We start from the raw sequence: 19,202 nt of genomic DNA, 5'->3' as shown, positions 1-19,202 counted from the left end.
CCACCGCGGCGGCCGGCGCGCTCGCCGCCGCCACCGCGGCGGCCGGCGCGCTCGGCGCGGCGTCCGTCTCGAACGCCGTCCACTGCACGCCGTCCCACCAGCGGAGCTTCCCTGGCGTTCCCGCGTCGTACCATCCCGGAGCTGCGCTCACCGGTCCCCCGCATCCTGCGGGGTCCAGATGGCCCCCGCGTCACCTCGACCCTAACGGGGGCGGATGCCTCCGGCGACTACGGTGGAGAGGACTTCGAAGGAGATGTCGTGACGGTTTCGGTGGATGACGGTGCGGTCGTGTGGTCGCACGAAGGTCGGCTCGACGGGCGGATGCTCGTGGTGCTGCTGCACGGCTACGGCCAGGACGAGCACGCGATGGCACCCGTGACGAAGGCGCTGGGGAATGGCCCCGCTCTCGTCACCGCGTCCCTCCGCGGGCCGCGCGAATCGCGAGCACCACTGCCGGGTGGTCGCGGCTGGTACGACGTGGATGCCGAGATCCAGCCCGAGGGCGGCCAGGAGAACGAGACCGCGGAGGCCGTGCTCGACTGGCTCGACGCCCTGCCGGCTCGCCGCGGCACACCAGCGGCGGTCGCGGTGGTCGGCTTCTCGCAGGGCGGGGCGCTCGCTCTGCACCTCCTGCGTCACGATCCGGAGCGCTTCGCCGCCACGGTCATGCTCGCGGGCATCTGGCTCCCCGGCACCGTCGAGGGCGATGCGCGCCTCGCCGCCGTGCGCCCGCGGGTGTTCTGGGGTCGCTCGGAGCACGACTTCGCGATCGCACCGCACCTCGTGGCCCGCACCGAGGCGGCCCTCGCCGGCACCGTCGACCTCACCCACCGCGTCTACCCCGGCGACAGCCACGCCCTCCTCCCGGACGAACTGGCCGACGTGGCGGCCTACCTGATTGGTTGACGTACGGCTCTATTGACTGTAGTAATGCTCTTATGACTTTTCTTCGGTGGTGGTTCCGGGGCGTCGGCCTCGTCAATATCGTGCTCGGCCTCATGTGGCTGCCCTTCCTCAACGCGCCCAGGCTCGAGCTGAGCGTTCCGGGGTGGGATGCTCCGATCGGCGGCACCGCCTACCGCGGGTTCCTCGACTTCACGATGCTCTTCGGGCTCGACCTGCTGATCCTCGGCGCGTTCCTGATCGTCGCGTCGTTCCGGCCGGGGCAGCACCGCATCCTCGCCTGGCTCGCCATCGTGCTCTCGATCGTGCGCGGCGTGCTCGACGACATCTACATGATCGCGGCCGGGTATCCGCTCGCCGGCATGCTCGTCTTCATCGGTCTGCACCTCGCCATCATCGTCACCGGGCCGCTCGCCCTCCGAACCGCCCGCCGGGCCGCGGAACGAGACGCTCGAGCCGTCGCAGCACACGCGGCATCCAGGGCACCAGAGCGCGCCACAGCCCCCGCCACGGAGGTCTCGGCCTAGGATCGCCGCATGGCAACCCGGCACTACTCCTCACCGATCCGGGAGGAGGCGTCGGCGTCCACGCGCCGCCGCATCCTCCAGGCCTCGGCGACGCTCTTCGCGCGCGACGGCTACCAGGGCACCACCATGGCGGCCATCGCGAAGGAGGCCGGCGTCTCGGTGCAGAGCGTGCACCTGGCCGGCCCCAAGAGCGCGCTCCTCATGGCGGCGTTCGAGCTCTCGCTCGCGGGCGACGAGGGCACGCATCCGCTGCACGAGCGCCCCGCGGTGGCCGCCATCATGGAGCTGCCGCCTGTCGAGGCGCTGCCGGCCTACGTGCGGTTCCTCGCCGAGGCGAACTCCCGCACCGCCGGCATCGACCATGCTCTCTACGTGGCGTCAGAGACCGATGAGGCCGTCGCCGCGCTCGTGGCCGACCTCAACACCCGGCGGCACGCCGACATCCGGATGGCGATCACCTGGTGCGGCGCCCACGGCCTGCTCCACGGCGACGTCGATCCCGACGAGCGCACCGAGACCCTCACCCACCTCGTCTCCCCCGGCACCTACCGCTTCTTCGTGCGGGAGCGCGGCTGGGACGACGATCACTACCGCCGCTGGCTCTCCGACGCCATCGACAGGCTCGTGCTGCGCACCCCCTCCCACTGACCGGCGGGAACCGCCGGATCCGGGATCCGCCCGGGGGCACCCGGCGCTAGGCTCGTGGCACCGGCCCGTCCAGACTCCAGGAGAACGCCATGCCCGAATCGGCGCCCATCGACCCCACCGCCACCGACGCCTGGAAGGCCCTCGACGGCATCGCCTCCGGGTTCACCCCGGACCTGAGCGGCTGGTTCGCCGCCGAGGGTGACCGCGCCGAGCGCTACACCTTCCAGGCGGCCGACCTCACGGTCGACCTGTCGAAGAATCTGCTGACCGACGAGATCCTCGCGCACCTGCTCCAGCTGGCCGAGGACGCCGGAGTCGCCGACCGCTACCGGGCCATGATCGCCGGCGAGCACATCAACGTCACCGAGAACCGCGCTGTTCTCCACACGGCGCTCCGCCGCCCTGCGTCCGGCGGGGCCACCACCGAGCTCGAGCCGCCCGCGGGCTTCACCGTCGACGGCGCCGACATCGACGCCGAGGTGCACGCCACGCTCGAGAAGGTCTACGCCTTCGCCGACCGCGTGCGCTCGGGCGAGTGGACGGGTGTGACCGGCAAGCGCATCGAGACGGTCGTGAACATCGGCATCGGCGGATCGGACCTCGGGCCCGTCATGGTCTACGAGGCCCTGAAGCCCTACGTCCAGCCCGGTCTCGAGTGCCGCTTCGTCTCCAACATCGACCCCTCCGACATCTATGAGAAGACGGCGGGCCTCGACCCCGAGACCACCCTCTTCATCGTCGCGTCGAAGACCTTCGGCACGCTCGAGACACTCACCAACGCGCGCCTTGCCCGCGAGTGGCTGTGGGAGCAGCTCGAGGCATCCGGAGCGATCGCAGCGGGAGACGACGACGCGCGCACCTCCGCCGTGGCAAAGCACTTCGTGGCCGTGTCGACCGCCCTCGACAAGGTCGCGGCCTTCGGGATCGACCCGGAGAACGCGTTCGGCTTCTGGGACTGGGTGGGCGGCCGCTACTCCGTCGACTCCGCCATCGGCACCTCGGTCGCCATCGCGATCGGCCCCGACGGGTTCCGCGAATTCCTCTCCGGCTTCCACGCCCTCGACGAGCACATGCGCACCACACCGCTCGAGCGAAATGTACCCGTGCTGATGGGGCTGCTCAACGTCTGGTACTCCAACTTCCTCGGAGCCCAGAGCCACGCCGTGCTGCCCTATGCGCACTACCTGCACCGCTTCCCCGCCTACCTGCAGCAGCTCACCATGGAGTCCAACGGCAAAAGCGTGCGCTGGGACGGCTCGCCCGTGACGACCGACACCGGCGAGATCTTCTGGGGCGAGCCGGGCACGAACGGGCAGCACGCCTTCTACCAGCTCATCCACCAGGGCACGCGCCTCATCCCGGCCGACTTCATCGCGGTGGCCGACCCCGCGCATCCGCTGAAGGATGCCACGGGCGACGGCAAGGCCGTGCAGCCGGGCGCCGACGTGCACGCCCTCTTCCTCGCCAACTTCTTCGCGCAGACGAAGGCGCTCGCCTTCGGCAAGACCGCCGACGAGGTGCGCGCCGAGGGCACGGCGGAATCCGTCGTGCCCGCTCGCGTGTTCAGCGGCAACCGGCCCACCACCTCGATCCTCGCCCCTTCGCTCACGCCGGGCGTGCTGGGGCAGCTGATCGCGCTCTACGAGCACATCGTCTTCACCGAGGGCACCATCTGGGGCATCGACTCGTTCGACCAGTGGGGCGTGGAGCTCGGCAAGCAGCTCGCGCTCGAGATCGCTCCGGCGGTCGACGGGGATGCGGCGGCCCTCGAGTCGCAGGACTCCTCGACCAAGTCGCTGATCGCGAAGTACCTGGAGCTGCGGTCGCGGTAGCCGCTGCGACGGCGTGCCGCTACGGCCGGGCGCCGCCCCGCCTGGCGAACCAGAGGGCCACGCCGAGCGCGATGCCCACGACGATCCCGATGCTGAGGCCGAAGCCCACACCGAGCGACGGCACGACGATGCCGCCGACCGCGCCCGCGAGCATCCCGGCCACGACGCCGATGATGACGTATTTCGGCAGCCCTGCGTCGGAGTCGCGGCGCGGCGGTTCGGTGGGTTCCGTCGGATCGTTCGTCATGATCGAAGAGTAGACCGGCACGCCGTCTTCCGCCCGGTCAAGGGGTGTGCGGATCGCGTCGGCGGTTGTAGAAGAGAGGGTGGGGACTTCGAGAGAGCACAGGACGGGAGCACGATGGCGCACCACCTGACCACCCTGCGCTCGGGCGACGTCATGGGGCTGTCGGCCGCCGGCGATCCGCTCTCCGAGCGACTCGTGCTGCTGTGCCTGCCGACACCGGGCGGCGGGATGTTCGACCCCGATCCGACGGTCACGAGCCGGTGGGGCGTGCACCTGGTGGCGCTCGATCGCCCGGGTTACGGCGCGACACCGGCCCCCGACGCCCCCGGTCCGGACGCGCTCTCGCCCGGTGACCCGTCGAAGGTCAAGGCGGTGCCGGGGACACGTGCGACCATCCAGCGGCGAGCCGACGATCTCGCCGCCTACCTCTCGGCCGCGCACGACGACGCCGAGCAGACGCAGGCGGCGGCCTACGGCACCGCCGGGGTCGTCGGCTGGGGAACGGGGGGCATGGTGGCGCTCTCGCTCGCCGCGCGGCATCCGCAGCTCGTGGATCGAGTGGCGGTCTTCCAGACGCCGGCGCCCCGCGCGGCCGGATCCGATGACGAGGCCGCGCCGGCACCTGCTCCGCCGTTCGGCCTCGACCTGCTCGGCATCTCCCCCGGCGACCGGCTGCTCGAGCGACCTGGCCTCCGCAACCGGCTGCAGCGCATGCTCGACGAGGCCGCCACCCAGGGCGGTGCGGGAGCGGAGCTCGATCACGAGGCCCTCGCCGACACCTCATGGGCCGAGGAGCTCGGCGCCATCCGCGCCGACGTCATACTCATCTACGCCGACGACGCGACCGGCGCGGGAGTCGACGACGGGCACTGGTACCGCGACCGCATCCCCTCATCGTCGGTCGTGCGGGTCTCCTCTGGTGGCGCACTCGCCCTCGTCACCCAGTGGTCGCGGATCCTGCAGCATGTGGCGCCCGATCACGGAGGGCTCCCGGAGGTCGCCCGCGAAGGGCAACCGCAGGAGCGCGTCGACCGCCGGGGCTGACGCCGACAGCGAACTCCGAGCAGGCAGCATGCGGGATGCGCACGGCGGGGATAGTGTCACGACCATGAGCGACGACACACAGGACCAACCCGTCATGAGCGGTTCCGACGAGGCGACCGAGCGCGAGAAGACCGCCGGGCGAGACGAGCAGGAGCGCGCCGACGCCGCGTTCTACGACAAGGAGGACACCGGCGACGCCGACGAGTCGACCGCGGAGCCGGCGCGCTCGGCGTACTCCAACCCCTCGAGCGGCGACTTCACCCACCAGCGCGACGGCGAGTAGCACCAGCCGATGGAGCAGGAGACGAATCGCTGATGGCGTCGTTCGAGAAGGTGCGGCCGTATTTCGAGCGGGCCGCCGTGGTGCACCTGGCGACCCTCATGCCGGACGGATCCCCGCACTCCGTGCCCGTATGGGTGGGCGTGGAGGGTGACGAGCTCGCGGTCTTCATGATCGAGGGCTCCCGTAAGGACGAGAACCTGCAGCGCGATCCGCGGGCAGCGCTCTCGGTGACCCGCCCCGACGAGCCGCTCGACATGGCCACCGTGCGCGGCGTCGTCTCGCGGCGGATCGAGGGCGACGAGGCCATGGCGATCGTCGACCGCATCTCGGAGGCCTACACCGGTGCACCCTACGAGGAGCGCAGCGGCTTCGCCGTCTTCCTCATCCGGCCACAGACCAGCTGGGCGAACGACTACACCGGCTGAACCCTACTTGCCGGTGCAGTCGACGCCGCTCGGGGCGCCGGGAGACAGCGCCTCGATCGGCGAGATCGACCACCAGCGCGGCACATCCTCGCAGAGGTCGCGTGCCGTGATGTCCGCGGCCGTGATGAACTCGACAGTGCCGAACGGGTTGGGCACGAAGACGCCGCCGGAACCCTGGAGCAGCACGAACCCGGATCGCGCCGTGCCGCCGTCGAGGGCGACGAGCTCGAGCGGGGCGAAGCGGATGGGCTGGGTGAGGATGTTGAGGCCGAACAGCACGACGAAGCCGATGATGCCGGCGAACGCGAGGCGCGTGATCGACTTGGCCCGGGGATCGTGCAGGGCGGTCGTGCGTGCGTTCCACTCGTCGGCGATCTCGGCGAACGGCTTGGGAGCGGGAACGGGATCGAGGGCGGTCTCGGCAACAGTGACCGGCGGGGCCGTGGGCGAGACGATCCGGAGCATCGCGCGCCCCTCCGCCCAGATCGTGCGGAGGCCGGAGTCGAGCGGCGGCGTGGGGTTGGTGAGCGCGGTGCGCACGCTCACCGCGTCGACCAGGGGTGCCGGCCTCGTGCGACCGTGCAGCACGATCGCGCCGATGACCACGAACACCAGAGCGAGTCCGGCGAGCAGCAGCCACGACGCCGTGTTGAACAGCACCGCCGAGAGCAGCAGCAGGATCGCCGCGCCGACGACCCTCGTCCAGAAGTTGTACTCGCGGTCGAAAACGAGAGGCATCGCCGCCACCATCACCCCGATGATGATGTAGACGGCGAGGTTCAGCAGCACCACCACGAGGAGTCCGCCGAAGGTGAGATTCTGGGCGACTGCCACCGCGAGTCCCACATCGCCGCGCACCTGCACGAAGAGGTTGATGGTGATGACGAGCGAGCCGATGAGCGGCAGCCGGGTGAGGGCGTGCTTGACGAACGTGGCGCGCACGGCGGCGTGGTCCTCGCCCTCGGCCACGAGGTCGCGCGCGGGCTTCAGGTGTGCAGTGCCGGATCTGGCCATGTCTCCCCCCCTCCGCTCACGGTAGGGCACCGGACGCATCCGCGTCATCCCCGCGGCGGCATCCGGAGCCCGCCGGTCAGGCCGTGAGCACCAGGGGTCCGTGCTCGGTCACCGCGAGGGTGTGCTCGGTGTGGGCCGCACGACTTCCGTCGGCCGAGCGCACGGTCCAGCCGTCGGGGTCCATCCGGATGCGCGCCGTCGTCTTCGCCCACCACGGCTCCAGCGCGAACACCATTCCGGGGCGGATGCGGTAGCCGCGGCCCGCGCGCCCGTCGTTGCAGATGAAGAGGTCGCCGTGCATCGTGCGGCCCACCGAGTGCCCGCCGAACTCGTGGTTCACGGGGTAGCCGTAGGCGGCGGCCACCGCGCCGATCGCGGCCGAGATGTCGCCCATGCGGTTGCCCGGCTGCGCGGCGGCGATCCCGGCGTCGAGAGCTTCACGCGTGGAGCGGATGAGGGTCAGGTCGGCCGGATCGGTCCGGCCGGCGATCACGGTGACCGCCGCATCCGCCACCCACCCGTCGACCGAGACCGCGAAGTCGAGGCTCAGCACGTCGCCGTCGCGCAGCCGGTAGTCGTGGGGCAGGCCGTGCTGGGCGGCATCGTTCACCGAGAGGCAGATGACGTTCCGGAACGGGCCGTCGCCGAAGGACGGGGCGTAGTCCCAGTAGCAGGAGACGGCTCCGCGCTCGGCGACCTCGTGGCGGGCGGCCTCTTCGAGCTCGAGCAGGTTGACGCCCACGGCGACCTGGGCCGAGAGCTTCGCGAGGGTGTCGCGCACGAACGCGCCGGCGGGGCGCATCCGCTCGATCTCGGCGGGGGTGTGGAGTTCGATCATGCTGGTATGATAATACCGATTGTCGGTATGGAAATACCGCAGGCATCCGATCGCAGGAGTTCCCCATGATGGTCCGCGCACCCCTCACACCCGAGCAGCTCGAGGCCGGCCGGCGCCTCGGCGAGACCCTGCGCCGCTCCCGTGCCGGCCGCTCGCTCAACGAGGTCGCCGGCCAGGCGGGCATCTCCCCCGAGACGCTCCGCAAGATCGAGACCGGTCGCCTGCCGAGCCCCGCGTTCGGCGTGGTCGCTTCGCTCGCGCGCGCCCTCGGCCTCTCCCTGGACGCCCTTGCGGTGGAATGGGCGGGAACGCCCGCCCACGACGTCGACGCCCGGACCGCGTAGCGGGTGTTCGCCCTCGCTCCCGGAATGCAGAGGGGGCCTCCAGGGGTTGGATGAAGGCATGAGAGCGATCGTGTATTCCCAGAACGGCCCGTCCGATGTCCTCCAGCTCGCCGAGCGGCCCGTGCCCGAACCGGGTGCCGGTGAGGTTCGCGTGCGGGTGGCCGTCTCGGCCGTCAACCCCACCGACTGGAAGAACCGGTCGGGCAGCACGTCGAACGGCCAGGAGGCCGAGGAGCAGACCCCGAACCAGGACGGTGCCGGCGTGATCGACGCCGTGGGCGAGGGCGTCGCCCACCTCGCGCCCGGTGACCGGGTCTGGATGTTCCTCTCCGCGTATCAGCGGCCGGGCGGCTCGGCCGCCGAGTTCGCCGTGGTGCCGGTCGAGCGCGTGGTGAAGCTCGCCGAGGACGTCTCGTTCGACGTGGGGGCGTCGCTCGGGGTGCCCGCCATGACGGCGCACCGCGCCCTGACGGTGCACGAGGGGGGCCCGTCGCGGCTGTCCCCCGGCGCACTGGAGGGCCGCACGGTGCTCGTGGCCGGAGGCGCAGGAGCCGTCGGTCACGCCGCCATCCAGCTCGCCCACTGGGCCGGAGCGACCGTCGTCTCCACGGTCTCCTCAGACGCGAAGGCGGCCCTCGCCACGGCGGCGGGTGCCGACGCGGTCGTGAACTACCGCGAGGAGGATGCCGCGTCCCGCATCCGCGAGATCGCCCCGGACGGCGTCGACATCGTCGTGGAGGTCTCACCCGCTCAGAACGCCGCCCTCAACGCCGCCGTGCTCGCGAACCACGGCACCGTCTCGGTCTACGCCAACAACGGCGGCGACCAGGTCACGATCGACGTGCGCAGCCACTTCGCCCTCAACGTGCGCTACCAGTTCCTGCTGCTCTACACCGTGGGCTCGGAGGCCCTCGCGGCCGCTGCGGAGGACATCACGGCGGCCCTCGCCGACGGAGCCCTCCCGGTCGGCGAGGCGGCCGGCCTCCCCCTCAGCCGCTTCCCCCTCTCCGAGACAGCGGCCGCGCACGACGCCGTCGAGTCCGGGGTCGTGGGCAAGGTGCTCATCGACGTCGCGTCGCTCTGACGGGCCGGAGCCGCGGCACCCAGCAGCGCACGGCGGCGCGATACCGGTCGAACTCGGGGCCGAACCGCCGCCCGAGGTCGGCCTCCTCATGCGGGCGGATGACGAGGTTCCAGACCACGGCACCCGCCACGGCGTAGAGCACCACGAGCCACGACGAGAGGATGAGGCCGACGGCCACCCCCTGGGCGATGCCCGCGACGGCCATGGGGTTGCGCACCCAGCGGTAGGGCCCCGCGACGACGAGGTGGTGCGGCATCGCCGAGGGCAGCGGCGTGCCCTCGCCGAGGCTCGACATGACGACGGCCGAACCGATGCCGAGGCTGCTCGCGAGCACCAGCAGCACGATGCCGACGGGGAGCGACACCGGCGGGAACTCGACGTCGACCGCCCAGCGCTGCTCGAGCAGCCGGATGACGACCGGCACCACGACGAGACCGAGCCCCCAGAACACGGCGATCTGCGCGAACGTGCGGAGTACATCCGACCGTCTGCTCCGCCCGGTCGCGTTCGGGCGGAAGGCGAACGGCCCGCGCACGGCCCACTCGGTGGGCACGCGCCCGAGCAGCACGAGCGCGAGCCCGAGGAGGGATCCGCCGGCGGCGGCGGCCATGATGAGCACGCCCCAGCCCGCCTCGCCGGTCACGGTCGCGTAGACGGCCAGGGCGGTCGCCACCAGGAGCGTCCAGCTCGTGGCGAGGATGGCGGCCCACCGCACTCCGAGCGCGGCGAGGGCCGAGGTGCCCACGAACAGCGGCAGATCGGCGGCCGCGACCGGGACGGGCTCGAGACCGCCGAGGGTCGCCCCGCACACGGCGGGCACGGTGAAGACGGCCATCCACCAGGCTGCTCCCCCGAGGGCCTGCAGCGCGAAGTAGAGTCGTCCCCAGCGGGCCGCGGACGACGCGACCGGTGCGGTCTGCGTCATCCGGCGGCGGTCACCCGGTCGAGGAACTCGATGGTCGAGCCGAGCGCGGTCCTGGCGTCTTCGTAGTCGAGGTGGAACTGGTACTCGTGCGGCAGTTCGGGCTCGTGCCCCACCGGATAGAACACAGGGGTGACGTCGACGCCGAGGCCTCCGAGCTTCTCGGCGAGCGGCTCGGACTGCGTCGAGGTGAGCGGATCGCCGTTGCCGCCCGAGATCCACGTGGCGGGGAACTCGGCGCTCACGTAGTCGAGCGTCGACATCTCCTGCCCGCCCGCCGTGGGCAGCCAGTCGCGTTCGCCGAGGTACGACCAGAGCGCGATCCGGAAGCCCCAGCCGGCGATGCCGGGAGCGTCGGGGATGCCGGAGATGTCGTAGATGCCGCAGTTCAGCACCACCGCGCGGAGCTGTCCGGTGGTGAGGGCCGGCGCGATGCCGAGGAGCGCCGCGTAGTCGGGATTCGTGGTGAGCACCGCGAGCTGGCTCGCGAGGTTGGCCCCGGCCGAGTCGCCCGCCAGCACGATGCGGCTCGGGTCGATGCGGAGCTCCTCGGCGTGCTCGACGAGATGGGCGAGCGCGCCGTTGAGCTGCGTGAGTGCGGTGGGGTAGGTCTCCTCGGGAGCGATCGAATAGTCGAACGCGACGGTCGTGTAGCCCTCGGCGGCGATCATCCGCACGTACGGCCGCACGTTGCTCTTGTCGCCCGAGATCCAGGCGCCGCCGTGGATCCACACCACGGTCGGCAGCGGCTCGTCACCACCCGCGGGCGAGAAGACGTCGAACGAGGTCGAGGATCCCGCTTCGCCGTAGGGGACATCGAGCGTCTCGTCGACGCCCGTCGTGGGAGCGTACGGCTCCATCTCGGAGACCGTCGTGCGCGCGCCCTGCTCGAACATCGCCCGGATGAGCATGGCCGCCGGCCACGGACTCACCACGAACGCGATGGCGCCGGCCGCCGCGACAGCCACCACGCCGAGCAGCACCACGCGGCCGGGCCGGCGGTACCAGGGGCGGCGGGAGGCAGGAGGCGTCACGGCTCGAACCTACCGGCCCGCAGCGCTCCCGTGCTCGAGCACCACCGCGAGTTGCTCCAGGCGCTCGCCTGATCAACTCTGTCACCGCCCGAGCACGGCGATCCGCAGGGCCTGCAGCTCGTCCAGCCGCGCGAGCATCTCTGCAGGCGTGTCGGCGACCAGCGCGATGTTCACCTGCTCGACCCCGTTGCGCAGGTAGGCCTCGAGGTCGGCGGCGTCGCACGATCCGGGTGCGATCCCCACGGGCACGCCGGCCGGATCGCGGCCCGCCTCCGCGACGAGCTCGCGGAAGCGCGGCAGTGCCTCGGTGAGGTGCGGATCGTCCATCGGCGGGGTCGGGTACCAGACGTCGGCCCACTCCGCGGCGTGCTTCATGGTGAGCGGCCCGCTGCCACCGAGGTACACCGGCGGGAACGACTGCACGGGCTTCGGCCAGCACCAGCTCGGCTCGAAGTCGACGAAGTCGCCATGGAACTCGGCCACGTCGTCGCTCTAGAGGATGCGGATGGCAGCCACCTGCTCCCGAACCCTGCGGTGCCGGCTGCCGAAGGCGACCCCGTGGGTGGCGAACTCGTCCCGGTTCCAGCCGAAACCGACTCCGAAGGCGAACCGCCCGCCGCTCAAACGGTCGATCGACGCCGCCATCTTCGCGACGTGCACGGCATCGCGGAGGGCGAGCAGGCTCACGCCTGTGCCGATCTGGAGCGTGCTCGTGGCCGCCGCGGCGAACGAGCAGGAGATGAAGGGATCGTAGGTGCGCTTGTAGAACTCGGGGAGCACCCCACCCCCGTACTGCTCGGGATAGGCGGTCGCCCGGGAGACGGGGATGTGCGAGTGCTCGGGGAAGAACAGGCTGTCGAAGCCGCGCTGCTCGATCTCCACCGCGAGCGGGCCCGGATCGAGGTCGAGGTCGGTCGCGAAGACGTAGACGCCGACCCTCATCGGCGGAGGGCGTTGCGGCGGAGGGGCAGCACGTAGGTGAGGAGGGCGATGAGGGTGATTCCGCCGATGAACAGGAGGTTCACGCCCTGCGAGATGCGGAGGACCGTGGCGAGGGTCATGAGCAGTGCGAGCATCACGGCACCGAGCAGGGCACCGATGAGCGTGCCGCGCCCGCCCAGGAGGCTCGCCCCGCCGATCACGGGCGCCGCGATCGCCAGCAGCGTGTAGATCTCGCCCACCGAGGCGTCGCCGATGCCGACCTGTGCGGCGAGCAGCACGCCCGCCATGGCGGCGAGCACGGCGCAGAGCACGTAGGCGCCACCCCGGATGGCGGTCGCCCTGATCCCGAGCCGGTCGGCGTAGAGCCCGTTGATCCCGACGGCGCGCACGCGCAGCCCGAGACCCGTGCGGCGCAGCAGGATGTCGCCGGCGACCACGAGCACCGCCAGCACGATCAACGCGATCGGGAAGATCCCGATGCTCCGCGTGATCGCGCTCATCAGCTCGTAGCTGATGGCACCTCCGGGGGTCGGCCGGAGCGTGAGGGCGACTCCGGTGACGATGCCGAGCGTCGCGATGGTGGCGATGACCGCGGAGAGCCTCATCCGTTCGACCAGCCAGGCGTTGATGAGCCCGACCACCACGCCGAGGACCACCGCGGCTCCGATGGCGACGAGGATGTTCGGGAAGATCCCGCCGGTGTTCACGAGGAACGACATGAGCACCACGCTGAGACTCATGGTCGCCCCCACCGAGACGTCGATGCCGCCGACGAGCAGCACGAAGTACTGGGCGATGGCGACCGCGGTGAGCGGCGTCGCGATGAGGAGCACGTTCTTCAGGCTCAGCTCGCTGAGGAAGGTGGGGTTCTGGGCGGCCGTCACGGCCCCGATGGCGAGCATCAGCAGCGCGAGCACGGCGAGGCGGGTGGTCTCCTCGTTGCGCACCCAGCGCGGGATGCGCGAGCGGCGGACCACCGGTGCGGCAGCGGGGCCCGCTGCGGGCTCGGGATCGGTGCCGGGGACCGGTTCGGAGACCGGCTCCCCGTCGCCCTCGACCACGCGGGACTCCACCGCGAAGGCACCGACGATGCTCTCCTCGTTCGAGCCCAGACCCGGCATGTCCTCGATGATGCGACCCCGCGACATGACGACGATCCGGTCGGCCACTCCGGCGAGCTCCGAGGCGTCGGAGGAGACGATGACCACGGCGTTGCCCTCGTCGGCGCACGCCCTGATGAAGCGATAGATGTCCATCCGCGACCGCACGTCGACGCCCTGGGTGGGCTCGTCGATGAGGAGCACCTTGGGCTCCGTCGCGAGCGCCTTGCTGAGCGCGATCTTCTGCTGATTGCCCCCGGACAGCGAGGAGGGGGGCTGCGCCGGGGTACCGAGCCGGATGCCGAAGTCGGCGATCTGCTTGTCGACGAAGCGGTTCTCGGCACCCGAGCGCACGATCCCGCCCGTGGACAGACGGCGGAGCACGCCGGCCGTCATGTTCTCGCGGATCGACAGCGCCTGGAACAGCGACTCGTTCTTGCGGTCGCCGCTCAGGAACACGATGCCGTCGCGGGTGGCCTGGCGGTAGCTCCGGAGCGCGGTCCCCAGGGAGGTCACCGATCCGCCGGTCACGCCGAGCGTGGCGAGACCGCGCAGGAGCTGGCCCTGGCCGTTGCCGTCGGCTCCGGCGATGCCGAGGATCTGGCCCGCGCGGAGCGTCAGGTCGACCGGCCCGAACTTCTCGCCTTCGAGCCCCTCGGCGCGCAGCAGCTCCTTCGCCCCCGAGTGCAGCGGTGATCGCGGTGGGAACTCCATCTCGACCTTGGTGCCCGCCATCAGCTCGACGATCTGCTTCGGCGAGACCTCTCCGGCGGGCCGGGTGCCGATGTAGTGGCCGTCGCGGAGGATCGACACCGCATCAGCCACCCGGAAGACCTCGGCGAGACGGTGGGTCACGAACAGCACGGCAGACCCCTGCAGGGCGGCGAGCCGCATGAGGTCGAGCACCTTGTCGACGCCGCTGGCATCGAGCGCGGAGGTGGACTCGTCCAGCAGCAGCAGTCGGGGCTTGGCCATGACCGCGCGCACGATCTCGAGGATCTGGCGATCGCCCGGGGCGAGGGCCGCGACCTTGAGCAGGGGGTCGAGGTCGAGGTCGTACTCGGCCAGCCGTTCGGAGGCCCACGTCGAGATCTCGCCGTACTTCGGCCGCTGGGCGGCCGGAGTGCCGATGTAGAGGTTCTGGGCCACGGTGAGTGCGGCCAGCAGCGAGCCGTCCTGGAAGACGGTCAGCACTCCCGCGTTCTGCGACTCGACGGGCAGGTGCTTCGTGAGGGAGCGTGTTCCGATCGTCACGGTCCCGGTGTTCGGCACGACGGTGCCGCTGACGATGCCCACGAAGGTCGACTTGCCGGATCCGTTCTCGCCCACGAGCGCACGCACTTCTCCGGCGCGCACGGTGAGCGACATGGCGCTGAGGGCCGTGACCGGCCCGTACTGCTTGCTGACGCCGTCGGTGGTGAGCACGACCTCGTCGGTGCGCGTGCCGGTCTTCAGCATCTCGTCTGTCGAATGAGTCATCGAAGCTTCCCGTGTTCGTGGGTCGGTGGTGGGAGGATGGCGCGGGGCACGCCGAGGACGCACCCCGCGCCGGTGGCTGCTACTCGAGCATCCCGGTCATGACGGACTCGGGGATGAGCGAGCTCCAGCCCGGGAAGTCGCCTGGCAGGTCGGCCTCGTAGACTCCCGGTTCCGCCTTGATGATCGGAAGCGGCAGGGCGGTGCGAGCGGGGATCTCCTCACCGGCCAGGATGCTCATGGCATTGGTGGTCGCGAGCCGTGCCTGGTTGACGAGCGCGTTGGTGTAGTAGAGCGGGAACTCGTCCTCGGTGCCCACGCGCTCCTCCCACATGCCGAAGAGCTCGTTCATCTCGGTCCAGGTCAGGATGGCGGGCACGGGCACGCCGGCCTGGTCGTAGGCGTTGATGAGCTGCGGGATGGGGTCGGAGTAGGTGTTCAGCACGGCCTGAGCGGGCACTCCCGACGAGATCAGGGCCGAAGCGGCCGCCGCGACACCCGGGCGCGACCAGTCGGTGTCCTGCTGGAAACCGACCTCGGGACCCTTGAGCTCGGTGAGGGACTCGTCGAGGCAGCCGGTCACCAGTGTGTCCTGCGGGTTGCCAGGGGTGCCGAAGAGGAAGGCGATCTGGTCGGCGTCGGTGAGGCCGAGGTCGTCGACCGTGACCTCCGCCATGCCCGTCCCGGCGTCGCACGCCTCGGCGTAGACCTGGTTGTTGATGACGTCGCCTTCGACGTCGGGGGTCTCGCCGGTGTAGGTCGCGACCACGGCGCCCGCGGCCTGCGCCTCCTGGAACACCGGCGCCATCGCCGCACCGAATGCGTTGTAGCCGATGATGATGTTCGCGCCTCCCGCCGCGAGGCTGCGCACTGCGGCCTGGGCGGAGGGCAGGTCGGCCACGAAGGAGTAGGAGATCTTGCCGACCTCGGGGTAGGTCATGGCCTGCAGGATGATGTCCATCACCGCGGTGGTCTGCCACAGGTTGTCGACGGCGTTGAAGATGCCGATGTGCACCGGTCCGTCCCCGATCGTGCACTCGGGCTGCTTCCAGCAGTCGAGAGCGGTCTGCACCTGCTCGTCGGTGAGCTCGGCGGTGGCGCGCTCGAAGCCCGTCACCGCTTCGGCGGGCAGGCTGTCGACCGGGGTCTCGACCCCGAACGCGAGGTCGACGAGGTCCTGGGTGGCGGCCGGATCGGCGTCGAACGAGGTGTCGATCGTGATGCCGGACGACGCGGTGCTGCCGGCGTCTCCGGAGCCGCTGCAGCCGGCGAGCACGAGTGCGAACGCAGCTGCGGCCGCACCGAGCGACAGTGCTCGGCGGGCGCGAGTGGTTGTGACCATCGGTGTTCCTCTTCCTTCTTCTCTTGGTGGGTGTGGTTCGTCGAGACGGAGCTCGGGCTCTCAGACGCGCTGGAGCTCGGGGTCGGAGGGCGTCGTCGGTGGTGCCGACTCGGCGGTGGGCTTGGCCTTGGCCGTGCGGGGCCGCATGAGGAGCCCGACTCCGGCGAGGCCGAGGGCCAGCACGAGCCCCTGCACGAGGGTGCGGGCGCCGGTGGAGAAGCCCTGCACGGCGAGCCCGTGGTCGAGCAGGATGATGAAGGTCGCCCCGAACACGGTGGCGAAGGGACCGACCCGGCCTCCTGTGAGCACGGCGCCGCCGAGCACGACCACGATGATGCTCAGCAGGAGGTAGGGGCTGCCGGAGGACATGTCGGGCGAGGAGAGCTGCCCGGCCAGCAGCACGCCGCCGACGCCGCCGATCAGCGCCGCGATCACCCAGGCCAGCACCCGCAGGGCGAGCTGTCGCTGGCCTGTGAGCTGGCTCGCCCGCATCGAGGCGCTCGCGAGCACCAGGCGGCGGCCGGTCGCGACGCGGCGCACGAAGAGGAGGATGAGCAGGGCGAAGGCCACGGCCACGATCAGGATGACGCTGATGCCGAAGACGTTGGCCTGGGCCCACGACGACAGCGCGGCCGGCACCTTCGTGATGTTCAGGGCGCCTTCGCGGTAGATGACGGTCGCGCCCAGCACCAGCTGGCCCGTCGCGAGGGTCGTGACGAGCGCATTCAACCCGAGCACTTCGACGAGCACCCCGTTCACGAGCCCGATCACGACGCAGACGAGGGCCGCCACGAGCAGGGCCTTGAGCAGCTGCTCGTCGCGACCGCCCGACTCCCGGAGCATCATGATGCCCATCAGGGTGATCACCGAGGGGATGCTGAGGTCGATCCCGCCCGTTCCGATCACGAACGCCTGGGCGAGACCGACGAGCACCATGACCCCCAGCAGCGGGGTGAGCGTCGACAGCGAGCGCGGCTGGAACAGGTTCTGGCCGGCGATCAGCTGCAGGTACAGCACGAGCAGCACGTTGGCGACGAGGATCACCACGAGCGGCGACCACTGGAACGAGAAGCGCGAGCGACGCCGGGCCTGGCCCTCGGTCTTCGACTGCGTGTTCGACTCTGACACTCGCCACCCTCCTTTGGGCTTGTCGGTGCGAGCATCCTCTCCCACCGCTCGGAGGCCTCTCGCGGAGCTGTGCCATATCGGGACACTGGCCCCACGGCCGTCGTGGAAGTGGAGAAAATGCTCACAAGCCGCCGTCGTGCGACCTGTGCGGCGTGCTGTAATGAACCACTCGCGCCGCGCGCGACGCAATTGATCCCAACGATGTGTTCAAGTGCAAGGAGTACCCGCATGCCCTCCCGCCCGAAACTCGACGACCTCCGCGACACCTTCCTCAACGACGGCAAGCTCGATCTGCAGATGGAGCAGATGGTGCGCCCCGTGGTCCTGGAATCCTGGAAGCGCTCACGCGGCTTCGGAACAGGCAAGGAGTACGCCGAGCTGCCCTTCCAGTCGTCGATCATGACCGACTCCGTGCTGCTGCGCGCCGCGCGGCCCATCCTGTCGAACCTCGCCGACGAGCTCGGAATGAGCAACGCGAGCCTGCTGATCGCCGACCGCCACGCGCGCATCCTCGAGACCTGGATCTCCAACAGCGAACTCGCCCGCCGGCTCCAGCGGGTGGGTTCGGCACCGGGGCACTCCGGTGCCGAGTCGGTCGTCGGCACGAACGGGATCGGCACCCCGGCAGCCGACATGAAGGCCGGCATGATCGTCGGCGCCGAGCACATCTCGGACATGCTGACCGATTTCGCGTGCGTGGGAGCGCCCATCAACAACCCCATCACGGGGCGACCCGAGGGCATCGTGACGCTCACCGCCCTGGTGTCCGACGCCAGCCCGATCCTGCCGAGCCTCATCAACCAGGCGGCGCGGGAGGTGGGGCGGCAGCTGGTCAACCTGTCGAGCATGCGCGAGCGCGTGCTGTTCGACTCCTTCCTCGCCGCGTCGCGGAACGGCCGCGCGGTCGCCGTGGTCGGCGGGGACCTGCTGATGGAGAACCCCGCGGCGACCGAGTTCCTGCACCACATCGACAAGTCGACGCTCTGGATGATCGTCTCCGAGGCGATCTCGGCCGCGCGCCCGAAACGCACGGTCCGGCTCGAGACGGAGACGGCCATGACCGAGCTCAGCTGCTCCGCCGTGGTCTTCGACGACGAGATGATCGGTGCGATCGTCGAGGTCGTGCAGCAGGTGCAGACCGAGCCGTTCCTCACCGGATCCGCCGCCACCCTCTCCTCGACCTGGCCGCCGCTGGCGGAGTCCCTGCCCGGATCGAGCCAGGCCTGGGTGTATGCCCGCGAGCAGGCGGAATCGGCGATGAGGGCCTCTCTGCCCGTGGTGGTCTTCGGCGCCCCCGGCACCGGCAAGTTCACACTGCTGCGGCACATGCTCGACCGGGTGGCACCGCGCCAGACCCCGCTCGTGCTGGAGTCGCAGGAGGCGCAGAAGGCCACCGAGAGCTGGTTCGCCGACCTCGACGCCGCACTCGCCGAGGGCACGCCGGTGATCTTCCGCCACCTCGACGCACTCGAGGACGACGTTGCCCAGCGGGCCGCCGACCACCTCGTCGCCTCTCCGGCCCCTCTCGCCAGGGGGCTCGTGCTGGCCACCGCGGGCGCTCAGGGCTCCAAGGCGCTGGAGCCAGGGCACCAGGCTCTCCTGGACCAGATCGCCGTGGGACGCATCGACATGCCGAACCTCCGCGAGCGCAAGCAGGACATGCGCGCGATCCTGCACGTGTTCGAGCGCAAGTACGCATCGGCGGTCAACATCAGCTACACCCAGGGTGCCTACACGGCACTCACCAGAGCGCCCTGGCCGGGCAACCTCCGGCAGCTCGACTCCGTGATGAGGGGGGTCTTCTCACTGGGACGCCGCAACGAGGTCACCGTCGACCAGTTGCCACCGGCCATCGCGGCGTACGCACGGCGGCGCGACCTCACGATGCTGGAGCAGCTCGAGGTCGACGGGATCATCAACGCGCTCATCCGCTGCTTCGGCAACAAGGTGCTCGCCGCCGAGATGCTCGGGATCTCGCGGTCGACCCTCTACCGCAAGATCAGCGGCTACAAGCTCGACGAGGAGCGCCTCTTCCTCTGAGCGCGGTCGAGCGGCCACCCGGATGGATG

General features: G+C 70.6%; 19 protein-coding genes and 1 pseudogene. 10 read left to right on the top strand and 10 right to left on the bottom strand.

The features are described 5' to 3' along the window. Positions 1-151: DUF2510 domain-containing protein (locus N1028_RS18050; RefSeq protein WP_259530857.1), on the bottom strand; the 151-nt coding region annotated here is incomplete at its 3' end. A 107-nt stretch (positions 152-258) separates the two neighbouring features. Here N1028_RS18050 and N1028_RS18045 point away from each other — a divergent pair. The 4 genes from N1028_RS18045 (at position 259) to pgi (ending at position 3,910) form a co-directional block, all read left to right on the top strand. Further along, positions 259-906 carry an alpha/beta hydrolase gene (locus N1028_RS18045; protein WP_259530851.1) on the top strand — a complete coding sequence of 216 codons (648 nt, stop codon included), beginning with the start codon at positions 259-261 and terminating at the stop codon, positions 904-906. Between the two features lie 32 nt (positions 907-938). Beyond that, on the top strand, positions 939-1,430 hold the full coding sequence (locus N1028_RS18040; protein ID WP_259530850.1) for a BphX family protein: 492 nt from the start codon (positions 939-941) through the stop codon (positions 1,428-1,430). 9 nt (positions 1,431-1,439) lie between these two features. Next, positions 1,440-2,078, top strand: a complete 639-nt coding sequence (locus N1028_RS18035; RefSeq protein WP_259530849.1) for a TetR/AcrR family transcriptional regulator — start codon at positions 1,440-1,442, stop codon at positions 2,076-2,078. A gap of 89 nt (positions 2,079-2,167) precedes the next feature. Beyond that, a complete protein-coding gene (gene pgi, locus N1028_RS18030) occupies positions 2,168-3,910 on the top strand; it encodes a glucose-6-phosphate isomerase (RefSeq protein ID WP_259530848.1) in 1,743 nt (580 codons plus the stop codon). 19 nt (positions 3,911-3,929) lie between these two features. Here the strand turns inward: pgi and N1028_RS18025 are convergent, their stop codons facing one another. Then, entirely contained in the window at positions 3,930-4,157 is a 228-nt protein-coding gene (locus N1028_RS18025) for a hypothetical protein (protein ID WP_259530847.1), read from the bottom strand. A gap of 114 nt (positions 4,158-4,271) precedes the next feature. On the opposite strand from N1028_RS18025, the gene N1028_RS18020 reads away from it, so the two are divergent. The 3 genes from N1028_RS18020 (at position 4,272) to N1028_RS18010 (ending at position 5,909) form a co-directional block, all read left to right on the top strand. Beyond that, complete coding sequence (locus N1028_RS18020; protein WP_259530846.1) at positions 4,272-5,201, top strand: alpha/beta fold hydrolase; 930 nt, start codon at positions 4,272-4,274, stop codon at positions 5,199-5,201. A gap of 64 nt (positions 5,202-5,265) precedes the next feature. Further along, a complete protein-coding gene (locus N1028_RS18015) occupies positions 5,266-5,484 on the top strand; it encodes a hypothetical protein (protein WP_259530845.1) in 219 nt (72 codons plus the stop codon). Positions 5,485-5,516: 32 nt separating this feature from the next. Continuing rightward, complete coding sequence (locus tag N1028_RS18010; protein ID WP_259530844.1) at positions 5,517-5,909, top strand: PPOX class F420-dependent oxidoreductase; 393 nt, start codon at positions 5,517-5,519, stop codon at positions 5,907-5,909. 3 nt (positions 5,910-5,912) lie between these two features. On the opposite strand, the gene N1028_RS18005 is transcribed toward N1028_RS18010, so the two are convergent. Together N1028_RS18005 and map are read right to left on the bottom strand one after the other, a co-directional pair. Further along, positions 5,913-6,923, bottom strand: coding sequence for a hypothetical protein (locus N1028_RS18005; RefSeq protein ID WP_259530843.1), 1,011 nt, complete (start codon positions 6,921-6,923; stop codon positions 5,913-5,915). 76 nt (positions 6,924-6,999) lie between these two features. Further along, the gene (gene map, locus N1028_RS18000; protein WP_259530842.1) at positions 7,000-7,761 is read right to left on the bottom strand and encodes a type I methionyl aminopeptidase; all 762 of its coding nucleotides are present in this window, start codon (positions 7,759-7,761) and stop codon (positions 7,000-7,002) included. A 65-nt stretch (positions 7,762-7,826) separates the two neighbouring features. Between map and N1028_RS17995 the strand changes: the two genes are divergently transcribed. Together N1028_RS17995 and N1028_RS17990 are read left to right on the top strand one after the other, a co-directional pair. Beyond that, positions 7,827-8,105: a helix-turn-helix domain-containing protein gene (locus N1028_RS17995; RefSeq protein WP_375163441.1), complete on the top strand. Its 279-nt coding sequence runs from the start codon at positions 7,827-7,829 to the stop codon at positions 8,103-8,105. 58 nt (positions 8,106-8,163) lie between these two features. Next, complete coding sequence (locus N1028_RS17990) at positions 8,164-9,189, top strand: NADPH:quinone reductase (protein WP_259530841.1); 1,026 nt, start codon at positions 8,164-8,166, stop codon at positions 9,187-9,189. Here N1028_RS17990 and N1028_RS17985 read toward each other — a convergent pair. The 6 genes and pseudogenes from N1028_RS17985 to N1028_RS17960 form a co-directional block, all read right to left on the bottom strand. Next, the gene (locus N1028_RS17985; RefSeq protein WP_259530840.1) at positions 9,167-10,114 is read right to left on the bottom strand and encodes a methyltransferase family protein; all 948 of its coding nucleotides are present in this window, start codon (positions 10,112-10,114) and stop codon (positions 9,167-9,169) included. The genes N1028_RS17990 and N1028_RS17985 overlap by 23 nt on opposite strands. Then, positions 10,111-11,145 carry an alpha/beta hydrolase gene (locus N1028_RS17980; protein ID WP_259530839.1) on the bottom strand — a complete coding sequence of 345 codons (1,035 nt, stop codon included), beginning with the start codon at positions 11,143-11,145 and terminating at the stop codon, positions 10,111-10,113. Before N1028_RS17980 ends, N1028_RS17985 begins: the two co-directional genes overlap by 4 nt. A gap of 81 nt (positions 11,146-11,226) precedes the next feature. Beyond that, positions 11,227-12,087 (bottom strand): annotated as a pseudogene (locus N1028_RS17975) (LLM class F420-dependent oxidoreductase). Beyond that, entirely contained in the window at positions 12,084-14,666 is a 2,583-nt protein-coding gene (locus tag N1028_RS17970; protein ID WP_259530837.1) for an ATP-binding cassette domain-containing protein, read from the bottom strand. Before N1028_RS17970 ends, N1028_RS17975 begins: the two are co-directional and overlap by 4 nt. 79 nt (positions 14,667-14,745) lie before the next feature. Continuing rightward, positions 14,746-16,005 (bottom strand): substrate-binding domain-containing protein, encoded by a 1,260-nt coding sequence (locus tag N1028_RS17965; protein ID WP_259530835.1) that lies wholly within the window; start codon positions 16,003-16,005, stop codon positions 14,746-14,748. Positions 16,006-16,065: 60 nt separating this feature from the next. Then, complete coding sequence (locus tag N1028_RS17960; RefSeq protein WP_259530833.1) at positions 16,066-17,133, bottom strand: ABC transporter permease; 1,068 nt, start codon at positions 17,131-17,133, stop codon at positions 16,066-16,068. A gap of 228 nt (positions 17,134-17,361) precedes the next feature. Here N1028_RS17960 and N1028_RS17955 point away from each other — a divergent pair, with 228 nt between their 5' ends. Beyond that, positions 17,362-19,173 (top strand): sigma-54-dependent Fis family transcriptional regulator, encoded by a 1,812-nt coding sequence (locus tag N1028_RS17955; RefSeq protein WP_259530831.1) that lies wholly within the window; start codon positions 17,362-17,364, stop codon positions 19,171-19,173. Positions 19,174-19,202 lie beyond the last annotated feature (29 nt).

The sequence above is a fragment of the Herbiconiux oxytropis genome (assembly GCF_024979315.1).
Lineage (GTDB): Bacteria > Actinomycetota > Actinomycetes > Actinomycetales > Microbacteriaceae > Herbiconiux > Herbiconiux oxytropis.
The sequence above is the reverse complement of the archived record's forward strand: the minus strand, read 5'-3'. Positions and strand labels throughout refer to the sequence as shown.

Excerpts from the sequence above, each read along its gene's own strand:
- N1028_RS18025 (WP_259530847.1), bottom strand. The coding sequence starts at position 4,157 with ATGACGAACGATCCGACGGAACCCACCGAACCGCCGCGCCGCGACTCC.
- N1028_RS18035 (WP_259530849.1), top strand. The coding sequence starts at position 1,440 with ATGGCAACCCGGCACTACTCCTCACCGATCCGGGAGGAGGCGTCGGCG.
- map (WP_259530842.1), bottom strand. The coding sequence starts at position 7,761 with ATGATCGAACTCCACACCCCCGCCGAGATCGAGCGGATGCGCCCCGCC.
- N1028_RS18040 (WP_259530850.1), top strand. The coding sequence starts at position 939 with ATGACTTTTCTTCGGTGGTGGTTCCGGGGCGTCGGCCTCGTCAATATC.
- N1028_RS17985 (WP_259530840.1), bottom strand. The coding sequence starts at position 10,114 with ATGACGCAGACCGCACCGGTCGCGTCGTCCGCGGCCCGCTGGGGACGA.
- N1028_RS18005 (WP_259530843.1), bottom strand. The coding sequence starts at position 6,923 with ATGGCCAGATCCGGCACTGCACACCTGAAGCCCGCGCGCGACCTCGTG.
- N1028_RS17990 (WP_259530841.1), top strand. The coding sequence starts at position 8,164 with ATGAGAGCGATCGTGTATTCCCAGAACGGCCCGTCCGATGTCCTCCAG.
- N1028_RS17955 (WP_259530831.1), top strand. The coding sequence starts at position 17,362 with ATGCCCTCCCGCCCGAAACTCGACGACCTCCGCGACACCTTCCTCAAC.
- pgi (WP_259530848.1), top strand. The coding sequence starts at position 2,168 with ATGCCCGAATCGGCGCCCATCGACCCCACCGCCACCGACGCCTGGAAG.
- N1028_RS17970 (WP_259530837.1), bottom strand. The coding sequence starts at position 14,666 with ATGACTCATTCGACAGACGAGATGCTGAAGACCGGCACGCGCACCGAC.
- N1028_RS18020 (WP_259530846.1), top strand. The coding sequence starts at position 4,272 with ATGGCGCACCACCTGACCACCCTGCGCTCGGGCGACGTCATGGGGCTG.
- N1028_RS17995 (WP_375163441.1), top strand. The coding sequence starts at position 7,827 with ATGATGGTCCGCGCACCCCTCACACCCGAGCAGCTCGAGGCCGGCCGG.
- N1028_RS17965 (WP_259530835.1), bottom strand. The coding sequence starts at position 16,005 with ATGGTCACAACCACTCGCGCCCGCCGAGCACTGTCGCTCGGTGCGGCC.
- N1028_RS18015 (WP_259530845.1), top strand. The coding sequence starts at position 5,266 with ATGAGCGACGACACACAGGACCAACCCGTCATGAGCGGTTCCGACGAG.
- N1028_RS18010 (WP_259530844.1), top strand. The coding sequence starts at position 5,517 with ATGGCGTCGTTCGAGAAGGTGCGGCCGTATTTCGAGCGGGCCGCCGTG.